This is a genomic window from Corallococcus macrosporus DSM 14697 (genome assembly GCF_002305895.1).
GTDB lineage: Bacteria > Myxococcota > Myxococcia > Myxococcales > Myxococcaceae > Myxococcus > Myxococcus macrosporus.
This window is the reverse complement of the sequence record NZ_CP022203.1, coordinates 2,900,951-2,915,367: the sequence shown is the minus strand read 5'-3', so window position 1 is coordinate 2,915,367 and position 14,417 is coordinate 2,900,951. Positions and strand designations below refer to the sequence as shown.

15 protein-coding genes are annotated in these 14,417 nt (G+C 70.1%); 13 read left to right on the top strand and 2 right to left on the bottom strand.

The features are described from left to right. Nucleotides 1-2: 2 nt before the first annotated feature. From gspF to MYMAC_RS12360, 13 genes are all read left to right on the top strand, one after another. On the top strand, nt 3-1,259 hold the full coding sequence (gene gspF, locus MYMAC_RS12415; protein WP_013939087.1) for a type II secretion system inner membrane protein GspF: 1,257 nt from the start codon (nt 3-5) through the stop codon (nt 1,257-1,259). A gap of 10 nt (nt 1,260-1,269) precedes the next feature. Then, nucleotides 1,270-1,425 (top strand): hypothetical protein, encoded by a 156-nt coding sequence (locus MYMAC_RS37205; protein ID WP_013939086.1) that lies wholly within the window; start codon nt 1,270-1,272, stop codon nt 1,423-1,425. Between the two features lie 61 nt (nt 1,426-1,486). Continuing rightward, entirely contained in the window at nt 1,487-1,909 is a 423-nt protein-coding gene (gspG, locus tag MYMAC_RS12410) for a type II secretion system major pseudopilin GspG (protein ID WP_013939085.1), read from the top strand. 40 nt (nt 1,910-1,949) lie between these two features. Next, complete coding sequence (locus MYMAC_RS12405; RefSeq protein ID WP_204817555.1) at nt 1,950-2,399, top strand: type II secretion system protein GspG; 450 nt, start codon at nt 1,950-1,952, stop codon at nt 2,397-2,399. Next, entirely contained in the window at nt 2,396-3,112 is a 717-nt protein-coding gene (locus MYMAC_RS12400) for a prepilin-type N-terminal cleavage/methylation domain-containing protein (RefSeq protein ID WP_013939083.1), read from the top strand. The genes MYMAC_RS12405 and MYMAC_RS12400 overlap by 4 nt, the downstream gene beginning before the upstream one ends. Further along, entirely contained in the window at nt 3,109-3,963 is an 855-nt protein-coding gene (locus MYMAC_RS12395; protein WP_095958238.1) for a type IV pilus modification PilV family protein, read from the top strand. Before MYMAC_RS12400 ends, MYMAC_RS12395 begins: the two co-directional genes overlap by 4 nt. Continuing rightward, nucleotides 3,963-4,634: a type II secretion system protein GspJ gene (locus MYMAC_RS12390; RefSeq protein WP_095958237.1), complete on the top strand. Its 672-nt coding sequence runs from the start codon at nt 3,963-3,965 to the stop codon at nt 4,632-4,634. The genes MYMAC_RS12395 and MYMAC_RS12390 overlap by 1 nt, the downstream gene beginning before the upstream one ends. A gap of 3 nt (nt 4,635-4,637) precedes the next feature. Further along, nucleotides 4,638-6,008 carry a type II secretion system minor pseudopilin gene (locus tag MYMAC_RS12385; RefSeq protein ID WP_095958236.1) on the top strand — a complete coding sequence of 457 codons (1,371 nt, stop codon included), beginning with the start codon at nt 4,638-4,640 and terminating at the stop codon, nt 6,006-6,008. A 1-nt stretch (nt 6,009) separates the two neighbouring features. Further along, nucleotides 6,010-7,611 carry a pilus assembly protein PilM gene (gene pilM, locus MYMAC_RS12380; RefSeq protein WP_095958235.1) on the top strand — a complete coding sequence of 534 codons (1,602 nt, stop codon included), beginning with the start codon at nt 6,010-6,012 and terminating at the stop codon, nt 7,609-7,611. A gap of 2 nt (nt 7,612-7,613) precedes the next feature. Beyond that, nucleotides 7,614-8,174 carry a type II secretion system protein GspM gene (gene gspM / locus MYMAC_RS12375; protein WP_013939078.1) on the top strand — a complete coding sequence of 187 codons (561 nt, stop codon included), beginning with the start codon at nt 7,614-7,616 and terminating at the stop codon, nt 8,172-8,174. Between the two features lie 3 nt (nt 8,175-8,177). Further along, nucleotides 8,178-9,149 carry a type II secretion system protein GspN gene (gspN, locus tag MYMAC_RS12370; RefSeq protein ID WP_013939077.1) on the top strand — a complete coding sequence of 324 codons (972 nt, stop codon included), beginning with the start codon at nt 8,178-8,180 and terminating at the stop codon, nt 9,147-9,149. 98 nt (nt 9,150-9,247) lie between these two features. Further along, nucleotides 9,248-10,888 (top strand): sigma-54-dependent Fis family transcriptional regulator, encoded by a 1,641-nt coding sequence (locus tag MYMAC_RS12365; protein WP_013939076.1) that lies wholly within the window; start codon nt 9,248-9,250, stop codon nt 10,886-10,888. Nucleotides 10,889-11,049: 161 nt separating this feature from the next. After that, the gene (locus MYMAC_RS12360) at nt 11,050-11,553 is read left to right on the top strand and encodes an RNA polymerase sigma factor (protein WP_013939075.1); all 504 of its coding nucleotides are present in this window, start codon (nt 11,050-11,052) and stop codon (nt 11,551-11,553) included. A 12-nt stretch (nt 11,554-11,565) separates the two neighbouring features. Here MYMAC_RS12360 and MYMAC_RS12355 read toward each other — a convergent pair whose 3' ends face one another. Further along, nucleotides 11,566-12,222 carry a hypothetical protein gene (locus MYMAC_RS12355; protein ID WP_013939074.1) on the bottom strand — a complete coding sequence of 219 codons (657 nt, stop codon included), beginning with the start codon at nt 12,220-12,222 and terminating at the stop codon, nt 11,566-11,568. Beyond that, nucleotides 12,222-14,399 (bottom strand): S46 family peptidase, encoded by a 2,178-nt coding sequence (locus tag MYMAC_RS12350; protein ID WP_095958234.1) that lies wholly within the window; start codon nt 14,397-14,399, stop codon nt 12,222-12,224. Before MYMAC_RS12350 ends, MYMAC_RS12355 begins: the two co-directional genes overlap by 1 nt. Between the last annotated feature and the right edge of the window lie 18 nt (nt 14,400-14,417).

Below are 14,417 nucleotides of genomic sequence, written 5' to 3'. Positions count from 1 at the left end.
CCATGCCGGTCTTCGAGTACAGAGGTCTCAATTCCGCGGGCAAGCAGATCAAGGGCCTGCTCGAGGCGGACTCCCCCAAGACGCTGCGGTCCAAGCTGCGCGCCGACGGCATCTTCCTCACGGACGTGCTGGCCCAGGCCGAGGGCAGCCGCGCCGCCGTGGCCAAGGGCAGCAACGCGGCGCTGGTGGCGCGCGACATCGACCTGCGCAAGCTGGGCCGGGGCCGCGTCAACACCGACGACGTGGCCATCTTCACCCGGCAGCTCTCCACGCTGCTGGGCGCGGGCGTCACGCTGGTGGAGTCGCTCAGCGCGCTGGTGGACCAGGTGGAGAAGGAGCGCTTCAAGCGCGCCCTCTCCGACATCAAGCAGCGCGTCAATGAAGGCTCGTCCCTGGCGGACGCCATGGGCCAGCACCCCAAGATCTTCCCCAGCATCTACGTGAACATGGTGCGCGCGGGCGAGGCCTCCGGCGCGCTGGACGCGGTGCTCACGCGCCTGGCGGACTTCACGGAGAACCAGGCCCGGCTGCAGCAGAAGATCCTCAGCACCATGCTCTACCCCGCCATCATGATGGTGGTGGGCGGCGGCATCCTCGTGGCCCTCATGGTCTTCGTGGTGCCGAAGGTGACCAAGATTTTCGAGACGATGAAGGCCACGCTGCCCTTGAGCACGCGCTTCCTCATCGCCTCCAGCAACTTCTTCCAGAGCTGGTGGTTCATCCTGCTGCCGGCCATGGCGCTGGCGGGCGTGCTCTTCGTGCGCTGGACGAAGAGCCCGTCGGGCAAGCCCAAGTGGGACCGCTTCACGCTCAAGGCCCCCGTGGTGGGCAACCTGGTGCGCCTCCTGTCCATCTCCCGCTTCGCCCGCACGCTGTCCACGCTGCTCAAGAGCGGCGTCCCGCTGCTGGCCGCCATGGACATCGTCAAGGCCATCATGACCAACACCGTGCTGGCGGAGGTCATCGAGAAGGCCCGGGACTCCATCCGCGAGGGCGAGAGCATCGCCAACCCGCTGAAGCGCTCAGGGGAGTTCCCTCCGCTGGTGTACCACATGGTCGCCATTGGTGAGCGCTCCGGCCAGCTGGAGGAGATGCTCACCAGCGTGGCGGACAACTACGAGACGCAGGTGAACGTGCGCATCAGCGCCCTCACCTCGCTCCTGGAGCCCCTCCTCATCGTGGTGATGGGCGCGGTGATTGCATTCGTCGCGCTCTCCATCCTGATGCCGATTCTGCAGGTGAACTCGGCCATCCGGTGAGGTGGGCGGAATGACGAACGACATCGCGGACCGTTGGATTCAACGCGTCACCCTGGCGGCGATGGTCGCCATGGCGGCGGCGCTGTTGACGGTGGGGGCCCGGCTGTACGGCCCCCAGCAGCCGCGCCCGCCCGCCGGGGCCGCGGACGGCGTCCGGACGCCCTGACAAGAAGACATGAGAATCAGCGGGTGGCCTGCCAGAAAGTCACCCGGGATGGAGAGCACACATGCGCCAGAGCCAGAAGCAGCAGAGGAAGCAGCGCCGCAACCGCGGCATGACGCTCATCGAAATCATGGTGGTCATCACCATCCTCGGCCTCATCGCCGCGGCGGTGGGCGTGGCCGTCATCCCGCAGCTCGAGGCCGCCCGGAGAGACCGCGCCGCGCTGGACATCAAGAACATCCAGGGCGCGATGAAGCTCTACTACACGAAGAAGGGGAAGTACCCGGACACGGCCTCTGGCCTGCAGGCGCTGGTGGAGGCGCAGGCGCTGGAGCAGATGCCCACGGACCCCTGGAACAACGAGTACGTCTACATCAACGAGGGCGGCAAGCCCGTCATCATCTCCTACGGCGCGGACGGCGCCTCCGGCGGCGAGGGCAACGACGCGGACATCTCGTCCGCGGACGCGGCCACCGCGAACAAGTAGCGAAGAAGTCGCGCGCGCCACGCGTTGACAGGGCTTGGGCATGAACGAGCACGACGCCATTCCATCCCCCACGCCCTCGCACGAGGGGCAGGACCGCCGCCGTCTCCTGGGGCGGCTGCTGCTCGGCTTCGTCTTCGTGGCCGCCACGGGGCTCGCCTTCACGCTCGTCTACGTGACGGAGGACCGGACGCTGGACGCCAGCCAGCGCCGGGCGCGCACGGACATCCGCAAGCTGGAGGGCATGTTCAAGTCCCACCACCGGCTGATGGGCCGCTTCCCCACCCAGGAGGAGGGCTTCACGCCGCTCATCCAGGCCCGCCTGCTGGAGCGCGTGCCGGTGGACCCCTGGGGCCACCCGTACGTGTACTGGATGAACGGGTCCACGGGCGCCGTCGTGTCCTACGGGGCGGACGGCAAGCCGGGCGGCGCGGGGCTGGACGCGGACCTGAGCAGCGGCGGCGTGCTGGCCGCCGGCTGGGGGGAGCCATGACGAAGCGGAGCCACCGCCATCAGCGCGGCCTGACGCTCATCGAAATCTCCATCGCCATCATCATCGTCGCGATGCTGTTCTCCGCGGCGGTGATGGGCATTGGCTCCATCACCGGCGCCAAGGCCAAGGGCAGCGCGGGCGAGCTGGCGGGCCTCATCCGCTCGCTCTACGACTCGGCGGCGCTGCGCGGGCACACGTGCCGGCTCGTCTTCGAGATTCCCGACCCCAAGAGCGAGCAGGCCACGCGCTACCACGCCGAGTGCGCCGAGGGCGCCGTCACCACCGCGAGGGACCGCGACGAGGCGCTGCGCGAGGAGAACAGCGAGCGCGAGCGCGCCGCGCGCAACCGGGGCAGCGGCCGTGACGAGCGGCGCAGCTACCTGGGCGGCGGCAGCGGCACCAACGCCCCCAGCGCGCAGGAGCTGCTGGAGGGCGAGAAGCTGCGCGTGGAGAACGCGGCCAGGTTCTCCTCGTACACGTCCGAGGAGGTCCCCGCGCGCGAGCTGCCGGCGGACGTCAAGGTCTCCGTCTGGACGCGCAACCAGCGCCAGCCGGTGGAGAGCGGCGTGGCGTACCTCTACTTCTTCCCGCAGGGCTACACGGAGAAGGCCTACGTGTACGTGCAGCAGGGAGACAACGTGTGGACCCTGGACGTCTCTCCCCTCACCGGCAAGGTGCAGATTGTCGCCGAGGCGCTGGAGGTGCCGCGATGAAGCGCGCCCAGGGGTTCACGCTGCTGGAGGTGGTGGTGGCGCTCGCCATCCTCGGGATGGCGCTGATGGCCATCTTCGACCTCAACGCCGGCGCGGTGGCCAACCACGTCTACACCAAGCGCCTCACCGTGGCGTCGCTGCTGGCCCGCTCGAAGATGACGGACCTGGAGCAGGACCTCTACGATGACGGCTTCAGCATGGACGACGAGGAGGAGTCCGGGGACTTCTCCGACGAGGGCTGGACGCAGTTCAAGTGGCGCGCGCGCATCATCGCGCCCAAGACGGACGGCGTGACGCCGGACCAGCTCATTGGCGCCATCTTCAACCTGCCCATTGGCGACAGCGGCGGTGATGACCCGCTGTCCGGGCTGGCGGGCCTCTTCGGCGGCGGCGCCGGCGGCAAGGACGGGGCGTCCTCCGGCGGGCCCCAGGCCGCGGGCCTGGGCGGCATGGGCGGCGCGGCCATGGGCATGGCCCAGCCCATGTTCACGCAGATGGTGGAGCAGATCACCCAGACGGTCCGCGAGGTGCACCTCACCGTCTACTGGCAGGAAGGCACCCAGGTGGAGAGCATCGACCTGGTGACGCACATCGTGTCGCTGGGGCCCGGCTCGGACCGCAACGGCGGCGCCGCCGGGGGGCAGGGTATCGGCTCCGACAACCAGTGGGTGACGCAGGACGGGCGGCCGGTGCCCAACCCCATCCCCGGCCCCAACGGCACCATGCTGGACCCGGCGACGCGGCAGCCCCTGCGCCGGATGGGGGACGCGCAGCAGGACCTGGGGCGCCGGGGCAACATGGGCGGCGGCCTGCTGGGCAACCCGCTGCGTGGACTCCGGGGGAATCAATGATGCGCCGCCGCACGCGAGGCTTCACGCTGATGGAGGTGATGGTGGCCGTCGCCATCACCGCGCTCATGGGCACGGTGGTGGCCATGGCCTTCCAGACGGGCCTGACGGCCAAGGAGACGGTGGAGGTGGACGCGGACCGCTACCGGCAGGTCCGCGTGGCCATGAACCGCATGGCGCGCGAGATTGGCTCCGCCTACGTCAGCGACCGCTACGACGCCACCCGCTTCCGGGACCAGAATGACAGGCCCACCAACTTCGTGGGCGAGCGCGACAAGCTGCTGTTCACCACGTTCTCCCACCAGCGCCTGTACACGGACGTGAAGGAGTCCGACCAGGCCATCGTCGAGTACTTCGTGGAGTCGTCGGAGGACCGGGAGGCCCGCGGCCGGCAGGACCTCAAGCGGCGCGTCAACCCGAACATCGACGAGCGCATGGACCAGGGCGGGCACGTGGACGTGCTCTTCGAGGGCGTGAAGGAGCTGGAGTTCGAGTACTGGGATTCGGAGAAGAAGGAGTGGGATGACGAGTGGGACACGCGGCGGACGGAGCGCAAGTCCATCCTGCCCACCCGGGTGCGCGTCACGGTGACGGCCGTGGACGAAACCGGCAAGGAGGCCCGTTACGTCACCCAGGCCCGAATCATGCTCAACACGGAGCTGCCGAGGTACTGAGCCATGCCCCTGTCCTTCTTCCAGCAGCCGCGCCGGCGGCCCCGCAAGTCCCTGCCCCCCGCGGCGCGGCGGGAGCGGCGCTCGCGCGGCGTGGCGCTCATCATCGCCATTGTCTCCATCGCCATCCTGACGGTGATCGCCACCGACTTCGCCTACAACAGCCGGGTGGACCTGCAGCTCGCGGCCAACCAGCGGGACGAGGTGCGCGCCTACTACCTGGCGCGCTCGGGCATCTCCCTGTCACGGCTGCTGCTGCGCTTCCAGAAGCAGGTGGACCAGACGCCCATCCCCAACCCGGCGGCCATCCTGGGGCAGTTGGGCATCGGCGGCACGCCGCAGGCCGGCCAGGTGCAGCCCTCCTCGCTCAACATCCAGCTCTTCAAGATGGCGCGCGTGGACTGCCACATGCTCCGGGGCCTGGTGAAGAACGACGGCGCGGGGGCCGGAGAGCTGTCCGCGCTGGAGCCCGCCGAGGACGACAACTTCAAGCTGGATGACGAGGAGACGGACCCGGCCGCGCGCGAGGTGGCCTCGCAGATGACCCTGCGCTCCTTCGGCGGCTTCGAGGGCTGCTTCCTGGCCACCATCACCGACGAGGAAGAGAAGCTCAACGTGCACCGGCTCATCGCGGGCGCGGGCGACGCGCGGCCCACCGCGCTGCGGCTGATGGACATGATGTCGGACCCGCGCTTCGAGTTCCTCTGGGAGCGGGATGACGCCAACAAGGTGCGCAGCACGCCCCAGGACGTCCTGCTGGCCCTCAAGGACTGGGCGGACGACGACAAGACAGGCTCGGCCTTCAACCCGGTGGACCCGGTGAACCCGCTGCCGGGAGGGTTCTCGGATGAAGGCGCGGCCTACAGCCGTTATGAACCCGGCTACCAGCCGAAGAACGCGCGCTTCGACAGCGTGGACGAGCTGTACCGGGTCCACGGCGTCAATGACCAGTTCATGGCGGCGTTCAAGGACCGGCTCACCGTCTACCCGGACATGAACCGGCGGCCCAACATCAACACCGACGACCCGGTGATGATGGGGCTGGCCATCATGTCGGTGGCGGACCAGACGCGGCCGGACCCGCGCCTGAGGGATCCGGTGTTCCTCAACGAGCTCATCGAGCGCGTGCGCGCCGCGCGCATGTTCAGCTTCTTCGGCATGTCCGTGCAGGACTTCGTGGCGGTGGTGGAGGCGGCGGGCATCCTGGTGGACCCGGCCGTGAAGGCCAACGTCGCGGGCAACCGGCTCGTGGGCGACAAGAGTCAGACCTTCACCATCAAATCTGTGGGAGAAGCGGGCAGCGTGCAGAAGACGCTGACCGCCGTCATCCGGCTCGACGACACCCTGGGCCGGCTCCTGTACTGGAGAGAGGAATAGCATGGCCCGTATCCTTGGCCTGGACCTCGGCAGTCACGCCGTGAAGGGCGTGGTGCTGGAGGCGAAGACGAAGACGCACACCACCCACGGGTTCGCCGAGGTCCGGCGCGCCCAGGAGGGCGAGCGCGCCGACACGCTGCGAGCCGCGGTGCAGGAGCTGCTGGCGCAGCTTCCGCCCGGCAACGTGGACCAGATTGTCATCGCCCTGCCCGGCCCGGCGCTCACCACGCACGCGCTGAGCCTGCCCTTCTCGGACGCCAGGCGCATCGAGGCGACGCTGCCCTTCGAGGTCGGCAGCCAGCTCCCCTTCGACATCTCCGACGTCGTCTATGACTACCAGGTGGTGGGGCTGAAGGACGGCGAGGGCAAGGAGAAGGCCAGCGACCTGCTGGTGGGCGTGGTGCGCAAGGAGGAGCTGGCGGCGCTGCTGGCCCTGCTGGCCGAGCTGAAGGTGGACCCGCGCGTCATCACGCACCCGGGCCTGGCCTACCAGAACCTGTTCCAGCAGCAAGCGGGCCTCTTTGAAGGCGCGGGCGAGGGTGGCGCGGTGGCGGTGGTGGACATCGGCCACGAGCGCACCTCCGTGTCGGTGGGCAGGCCCGGTGAGGGCGTCCAGTTCGCGCGCACCTTCTCCGGCGGCGGCAAGGACCTGAGCAAGGCGCTGGCGACGGAGTTCCAGACCTCGCTGGCGGAGGCGCACCACTGGAAGGAGCAGCACGGCGCGGTGGCCAGCGCGGCCCAGGGCCCGGACGCGGAGCGCGCGGCGGCGGCCTTCGCGCGCGGCCTCCAGCCGATGCTGCGCGAGCTGCGCCCCACCCTCAAGGCCTTCACGGCGCGCACCCGCCAGCAGGTGGGCGCGGTGGTGCTGTGCGGCGGCACGGCGAAGCTGCCGGGCATCGCCGAGCAGCTCTCCCGTGACTTGAACCTGCCGGTGCGGGTGCTGGCGCTGCCCGCGGACGCCAAGGCCATCCCCGCCGCGGAGCAGCCCGTGGCGGCCCAGGCGTACGCGCTGTCCCTGCGCGGCAACGCGGCGGGCGTGCGCGCGCCGCGCTTCAACCTGCGCCGGGGCGAGTTCGCCTTCAAGGGCGACTTCGACTACGTGAAGGACAAGCTGGGCCTCCTGGCGTCCTTCGCCGCCACGCTCATCCTGCTGCTCATCGCGTTCGGCGTGGTGCGCAACTCGGTGCTGGCGCGGCGCGAGGCGCAGGTGGACGCCGTGCTGTGCGACACCACCCAGCGCATCCTCGGCCGCTGTGAGAAGGACTACAACCGCGCGCTCAACATGCTCGCGGGCGTGGAGAGCCCGGCGGCGGCGCTGCCCAAGCTGACGGCGGTCAACCTCCTGGCGGAGGTGACGGGGCGCGTGCCCGAGGACATGGAGGTGAAGTTCACCCGCATCCAGATTGACCTGGGCCGCGTCATCCTCGAGGGCGAGACGGACTCCTCGAAGCAGATAGACACGCTGTCCAACGCCATCCGGAACCACGACTGCTTCAAGGACGTGCGGCAGGGCAAGGTGGAGAAGACGCGGGACGGCAGCAAGATGTCCTTCCGCCTGGACGTCCAGGTGCAATGCCCTGGTGAGCAGGGAGGAGAGAGCTGACCATGGCCAACAAGCTTCAGGAAGTCTTCGCGCCCCTCCAGACGTGGTTCGAGCGGCTCAGCGACCGCGAGCGCCGCATGGTGTCCATCGCCGGCGCGGCGGTGCTGGTGTTCATCCTGTTCGCGGTGGTGATGACCTTCACCAACAGCGCGTCCGGGTACCGCAAGCGCACCGAGGACAAGCTGGCCAAGCTGCAGGAGGTGAACACGCTGGCCGCCAGCTTCCGCGAGGCGCAGGCCAACCGGCAGTCGGTGGAGCAGCAGCTCACGTCCAGCAACGTGCAGCTCATCAGCTACATCGAGGACAAGGCGACGCTGGCCGGGCTCCAGGTGCCCAACATGACGCCCAAGGGCGAGGTGGGCCTGGGGGACGGCAACATCGTGGAGAGCTCCGTGGAGCTGACCTTCACGGACGTGGACCTGCGCAAGCTGACCGACTTCCTCCAGACGGTGGAGAGCGGCCCGGGCGTGGTGAAGGTGAAGCTGCTGCGCATCGAGCCGAGGCCCGCGTCGGACACGCTGACGGCGTGGACCACTGTCGCCACCTACCGGATGAAGCCCTGACCCATGTCCTCTGACTCCAAAGCCGCCCGCTGGAAGGTCCTCCTCGGCTACGCCGCGTTCGCGGTGGTGGCCTTCGTCGTGGGCCTGCTCATCACCTTCCCCTATGACGCCATCCGCACCCGCCTGGTGAGCGAGGCCGCCCAGGCCGGCTTCGCGGTGCGCATCGGCTCGCTGCGTCCCGGCCTGGCCGGCATCACCGCCACCCACGTGCGCGTGAGCAAGCCGCCCCAGCCGCTGAGCGCGGACACGGTGGCGGCCCTCTCGCGCGGCGAGGGCGGCATGCTGGGCGCCGCCGAGCTGGGCGAGGCGCTGGTGCTGGACAGCGTGGCGCTGCGCCCCGCCCTCTTCCCGCCGGGCCTCGCGCTGCGCGCCAGCCTCATGGGCGGCACGCTGAGCGCCTCCGTGGGCCTGCTGGGCGACACCCGCGTCAAGGTGACGGCGGACGGGCTCCAGGCCTCGGGCGGCAACCTGCCGGCGTTCACCGGCATGGACCTGGACGGCGAGCTGAACGCGGCCCTGTCCCTGACGATGCCGAAGAATGGCGCGCAGCCGGACCTGTCCCAGTCCGACGGCGAGCTGACGCTGGACAGCCAGGGCCTGGTCATCAAGGGCGGCAAGGTCGCCATTCCCATGGGCGGCGGCCAGGCGGTGCCCATGGACCTGCCGCAAATCGACCTGGGCGCGCTCACCGGGCGCATCCAGTTCGTGAAGGGGCTGGGCACGGTGGAGTCGCTGCGCCTGAAGAGCAACGAGCTGGAGGCCGTGGCCACCGGCACGCTGAAGCTGGGCAAGCGGCTGGAGTACAGCGAGCCGGGCATGGATGTGAACATCAAGCTGGACCCCGAGTTCCAGAAGCGGCTGGGCATCATGGGCGCGGGCGTCACCATCCTTCCGCCCGACAAGAAGGACCCCAGCTTCCGCGCCGCCCGGCTCGGCGGCTTCCTCAACCGGCCCACGTTCCTCCCGCGCCGCTGAGCGCCAGCGCCCCCGCGCCCGCCACCCGGGCGCGGGGTTGAAAGCTGAACACCAGGGCGTGTAAAGCGCAGGCGAGTCTCACTGCACAGAGGGCTGGGATGCCGGAGCTGGTGTTTTTTCGTCGTGGCGAGGAGGTGTTGCGGGTGGGGGTGGACCGGGCCCGGCTGGTGCTCGGGCGCGGCGAGCAGAGCGACGTCGCCATCCCGGACCCCGAGGTGAGCCGCCTCCAGGTGGCCCTGCTGTGGGACGGCGAGCGCTGCCGGGTGGAGGACCTGTCCGGCAAGGGCACCACCGTCGCCGGGCAGACTGTCACCCAGGGCGAGCTGCCGGACGGCGCGGACCTGGCGCTGGGCCAGTGGCGCGCGGTGTTCCGCCTCAGCGGCGGCGGCGAGGGCGCGGACGTCACCACCGAGGTGGGCCACACGACGTCCGTCCAGTCCCGGGACACCCAGGCCCCGCGCTGGCAGCCGGCGCAGGTGCGGGTGAAGCAGGGCGTGAATGAGTCCGTGCACCGCTTCACCGGGGAGGGCTTCACCGCGGGGAAGGACCCCGCTTGCGACCTGGTGCTCCAGGACCGCTTCGCCTCCAGCCGGCACCTGAAGGTGAGCCGGCGCGACGGCGTCTTCCACGTCGTGGACCTGCGCTCCACCAACGGCACCTGGCTGGGCCCGGTGCGCCTCTTCGAGGCGGAAGTCACGCTGCCCACCGTGCTGCGCGTGGGCGAGACGGAGCTGGTGCTGGAGCCCGCCGCGCCCGCCACGCGCAAGGAGCCCACGTCCTTCCACGGCATCATCGGGGGCGACCCGTCGGTGCGGCAGCTCTCGGAGCTGATTGAGCGGGTGGCCCCCTCCTCCGCGGCGGTGACGATTCTGGGCGAGTCCGGCACCGGCAAGGAGCTGGTGGCCCGCGCCATCCACGCCTGCTCGCAGCGGGCGAACCGGCCGCTGGTGCCCGTCAACTGCGCGGCCATCTCCAAGGAGCTCATTGAAAGCGAGCTCTTCGGCCATGAGAAGGGCTCCTTCACGGGCGCCATGGGCGCGCGCAAGGGCGCCTTCGAGGAGGCCGACGGCGGCACGCTGTTCCTGGACGAGATTGGCGAGCTGCCGCTCGACTTGCAGGCCAAGCTGCTGCGCGCGCTGGAAGGCGGCGAAATCAAGCGCGTGGGCGCCAGCCGCCCGCAGACAGTGGACGTGCGCGTGGTGGCGGCCACCAACCGGGACTTGCTGGCCGCGGCGCGCGAGGGCCGCTTCCGGGAAGACTTGTACTACCGGCTCTGCGTCATCCCCCTGCACCTGCCGCCGCTGCGCAGCCGCAAGGCGGACCTGGGCTCGCTGGCCGAGCACTTCGTGCGCACCTACGCGCCGCGCGGGCAGACGGTGCGCTTCACGCCGGCGGCCCTGGAGCGGCTCCAGCACCACGCGTGGCCGGGCAACATCCGCGAGCTGCGCAACGTGGTGCACCGCGCGCTGCTGCTCCGCAAGGGGCCCCTCATCGACGCGGGGGACATCACCTTCGACCAGGAGCTGAACCGCGAGACGGGCATCGCGGTGCCGGAGCTGCCGCCGGGCATGACGCTGGAGCAGATGCTGGAGAAGCTGGAGCGTCAAATCGTCGAGGCGGCGCTGCGGCGGTACAACAACAACCGCGAGCGCGTGGCCCGGGAGCTGGGCGTGGCCCGCTCCACCCTCTTCAAGCGGCTGAAGGACTGGGGCCTCACGAAGCAGGACGAGCAGGAGTAGGGGCTGTCTTCCAGGGAGGTGGGGGTGTCAGCGGATGGACGCCCCCGCCCCGGAGAATTGTGTCCCACGGTGCATGGCCCCGAAGGGCGATAGACCCTTCTGGCTGCTCATTCGTTCCATGTCCTGTACGTCCACCCTGGCGTGTCAGGAGAGCAAACGTCATGCACGCATGCGCGCTTCCGCCGCTATCCGAGTTGTATACCGAGCACCGCCCTCGCGCGCTGGCCATTGCCCGGCGCATCGTCGGTGACACCGCCGACGCGGAAGACGTGGTGCAGGACGTCTTCGCCCGGCTGGCCCGCCGCGCTCCTGGCTACGGCGGCCGGGCGGCGTGGAGCACCTGGCTGCACCGGGTGATGGTGAACAGCAGCATCAACTGGCTGCGCGCGCGCAAGCGCCGCGACAGGTTGAGCCACGAGGCCGAGGAGCCCTTGTCCCCCGAAGCGCTCGCCGTGGGCGCGGAGATGGAGCGCCACTTCGGCGAGGCCATGGAGGACATCAACGAGCAGCAGCGTCAGGTGCTCTACCTGCGCGAGGTGCGCGGCCTGAGCTACCCGGAGATCGCCCGGCTGCTGCGCATCCCCGAGGGCACGGTGAAGAGCACGCTCCACCGCGCCCGGCAGCGCACGCTGTCCCTCATGGAAGAGCGCGGCCAGCAGCCCTGAGCGGGGGAGGACTCAGTCCTCGCTCTTCGAGCCGACGAACTGGTCCGCCTTCTCCTTGAAGAGGACGTTGAAGCTGGTGAGCGAGCCGTAGACGCGGGTGATGTAGCTCTGCAGCTCCACCTTCTCCGCGTCCGACAGCTTCGGGTGCGCGTTGAGCTTCTGCTCCAGCACCCGGAGCCTGTCTCGCACCATGACGACCTTGTGGAACAGGCTGTCGATGGGCAGGTCCTTGGGCTGCAGCTCGGTGTTGGCGGGCACCAGCCGCATCGTGCCGCCCTCCCACTTGTTGGCCAGGGGCGGCGCGTCCAGCAAGCCGGACGCCTCCCGGAAGATGTCCATCAGCTCTTCACGCGTCATGCTCAGCCCTTCCAGGTCCACCACGTCGTTGGGGTCCGCGCGGCGCCGCACCACCACCGGCGCCACGCCGCGCGCGGTCCGCTCGCGCGCGGGCGCGGGCGCCACGGGGGCCGCGCTCCCCCGGGGCGTGTACTTGTCGCAGATGGGCGCGGACGGGGGAAAGTGGCCCCGCCACGAGTGCAGCCGGCATGCGCCCACCCAGCCCCGGCGCTCCTCCACCGACTGCGGGCTGAACAGCTTGCAGTTGCCACACACGCGCTCTTCCGGCTTGAAGACCGGAAAAGGGAGCGAGCCCTCCCCCGCGTCCGACATCAGCGCTTCTCCCCCGCCACCGGCGCGCCCTTGCGCACGCCCAGCTCGCGCAGCAGCGCGTCCGCGTCCTCCACCTGGTCCAGCATCCAGAGGATGTAGCGCACGTCCACGTTGACGTTGCGGGCCACGTCCGGGTTGTAGCCGAAGTCGTTGGCCACGTTCTCCCAGACGCGGTCGAAGTTGACGCCCACGAGCTGGCCCTTGCCGTTGACGGTGGGGCTGCCGGAGTTGCCGCCGGTGGTGTCCGCGTCCGACAGGAAGTCCACCGGGACGTCCTTCAGCTTCTTGTCCTGCCACGCGCCGAAGCGCCTCGCCTCGGCCACCTTGGAGACCTTCGCCGGCACGTCGAAGGGCTCCTCGCCGGTGTGCTTGGCCAGCATGCCGGACAGCGTCGTCTGCGGCGTGTAGATGACGCCGTCCCGCGGCGAGTAGCCCCGCACCTTGGCGAAGCTGACGCGCAGCGTGCTGTTGGCGTCCGGCGCCACCGGCTTGCCCGCGTGCGCCAGCACCGCCTTGCGCCACGCCGGCCGCAGCCGCGACGAGGCGCCGCTGCGCTTGTCCTTCACGACGTCCAGCGCGGCCTGCTCCTTCGCCAGGTCCAGGCCGAAGGCGAGCAGCGGGTCCTTGCGCGCCTCGAGCTGGCTCACGGACTCGGTGGCCATCTTCAGGCGCTCGCCCTGCTTCAGCACCTGGGTGCCCGCGTACATGGCGTCAATCTTCGCCAGGACGTCCTTCTCAGAGAACGTCTTGCCGAAGTGCTTGTCCACCGCGGCGATGCGCTCCTCGGCGCCCAGCGACTGGGCGCGGCGCACGAAGGCCAGCAGGAGCTGGCGCTCGGCGGGGAGGAACAGGTTCTTCTGCTCGCGCTCCAGGCGGTCCTTGATGCGGACGTGCTCGCGCTCCATGTACTCCGGGCGGCGCTCCAGGTCCGGCTTGGCGCGCTCCGCGGCCAGCCGCGCCACCGTCACGGCCATGGCCGGGCCGCGCGCCAGGCGCGACGAGGCGGCCAGGAGGAACTCCCGCTCGAAGGCCTTCACGATGGCGGTCTTCTCCACCAGCAGCTCGGCCCGGGCGTCCAGCGCCGGCTGCCACTTCGCGCCCGCCTTCTTCGCCCACACCGCGACGGCGGCCTCCGCCTCGCGCTGCTTCTCCACGATGTTGCCGCGCTTGAGCCCCGCGAGCTGGCCGCCCGCGTTCTTGTAGACGTTGTGCAGGCCCTTGAGCTGGGAGGAGACGGCGATCTTCCCCGCGGGGTCCTTCTCGCTCTCCGCTTCGAGGATGCGGATGGCCTCGCCGAACACGTCGCGCATGCGCGGGTAGAGGCGGGACTGGCGCTCGGCCATCTCCTCCGCGAGCAGCGCGCGGTACGTCGTGCCCGGGTAGCCCAGCACCATGACGAAGTCGTCGGGCTTCACGCCCTGGGTGGACAGCGGGAAGAAGAACTCCGCCTTGTAGGGGACGTTCTTCTCGCTGTACGGCGCGGAGGAGCCATCCGGCGCGGTGTACGCGCGGAGGATGGCGAAGTCACCGGTGTGGCGGGGCCACATCCAGTTGTCCTCCTCGCCGCCGTACTCGCCCACCGCGCGCGGGGGCGCGTAGACGAGCCGCACGTCGGTCAGCTCGACGGCGTCCACCAGCGTGTAGGTCACACCCCCGTCGAAGGCGGCCACCTGGCAGCGGGTGGCGGGGCGCTTCTCGCACTCGGCGACCAGCTCCTTCTGCTTCCGCTCGATGGCCTTGTGGCGGGTGATGTCGTCCGCGCCCGCGGGGACCGCGTCGAGCACCGTCTTGGTGACGTCGGTGAAGCTGCGCGGGACCTGGACGCGAGAGCCCTTGCCGGGCAGCTCGTCCTCGCGCCTGGCGGCGAGGAAGCCCTGGGTGATGAGGTCACGCTGGGGCGTGCTGTGCTCCTGGATGACGCCGAAGGCACAGTGGTGATTGGTGATGACCAGGCCGGAGGCGGCGATGAACGCGCCCGAGCACCCGCCGACGTTGACCGCGCCCGCGAGCAGGCCGGTGCCACGCTTGGGGTCCCAGAGCTTCTTGGGGGAGACCTGGAGGCCCTGGGCGCGCAACCACGCCGGGTCCAGTTCCAGGACCTGCTGGGGAGTCCACTTGCCTTCCCCGGCCAGAGCGGGGGCAGCCACGAGCGACAGGAGGAGGAGCGTCTTCTTCATGGTGCCCTCCTCCCTACT

Bases quoted from the DNA above. Each gene is read 5' to 3' on its own strand.
- gspF (WP_013939087.1), top strand. From the start codon at position 3: ATGCCGGTCTTCGAGTACAGAGGTCTCAATTCCGCGGGCAAGCAGATC.
- MYMAC_RS37205 (WP_013939086.1), top strand. From the start codon at position 1,270: ATGACGAACGACATCGCGGACCGTTGGATTCAACGCGTCACCCTGGCG.
- gspG (WP_013939085.1), top strand. From the start codon at position 1,487: ATGCGCCAGAGCCAGAAGCAGCAGAGGAAGCAGCGCCGCAACCGCGGC.
- MYMAC_RS12405 (WP_204817555.1), top strand. From the start codon at position 1,950: ATGAACGAGCACGACGCCATTCCATCCCCCACGCCCTCGCACGAGGGG.
- MYMAC_RS12400 (WP_013939083.1), top strand. From the start codon at position 2,396: ATGACGAAGCGGAGCCACCGCCATCAGCGCGGCCTGACGCTCATCGAA.
- MYMAC_RS12395 (WP_095958238.1), top strand. From the start codon at position 3,109: ATGAAGCGCGCCCAGGGGTTCACGCTGCTGGAGGTGGTGGTGGCGCTC.
- MYMAC_RS12390 (WP_095958237.1), top strand. From the start codon at position 3,963: ATGCGCCGCCGCACGCGAGGCTTCACGCTGATGGAGGTGATGGTGGCC.
- MYMAC_RS12385 (WP_095958236.1), top strand. From the start codon at position 4,638: ATGCCCCTGTCCTTCTTCCAGCAGCCGCGCCGGCGGCCCCGCAAGTCC.
- pilM (WP_095958235.1), top strand. From the start codon at position 6,010: ATGGCCCGTATCCTTGGCCTGGACCTCGGCAGTCACGCCGTGAAGGGC.
- gspM (WP_013939078.1), top strand. From the start codon at position 7,614: ATGGCCAACAAGCTTCAGGAAGTCTTCGCGCCCCTCCAGACGTGGTTC.
- gspN (WP_013939077.1), top strand. From the start codon at position 8,178: ATGTCCTCTGACTCCAAAGCCGCCCGCTGGAAGGTCCTCCTCGGCTAC.
- MYMAC_RS12365 (WP_013939076.1), top strand. From the start codon at position 9,248: ATGCCGGAGCTGGTGTTTTTTCGTCGTGGCGAGGAGGTGTTGCGGGTG.
- MYMAC_RS12360 (WP_013939075.1), top strand. From the start codon at position 11,050: ATGCACGCATGCGCGCTTCCGCCGCTATCCGAGTTGTATACCGAGCAC.
- MYMAC_RS12355 (WP_013939074.1), bottom strand. From the start codon at position 12,222: ATGTCGGACGCGGGGGAGGGCTCGCTCCCTTTTCCGGTCTTCAAGCCG.
- MYMAC_RS12350 (WP_095958234.1), bottom strand. From the start codon at position 14,399: ATGAAGAAGACGCTCCTCCTCCTGTCGCTCGTGGCTGCCCCCGCTCTG.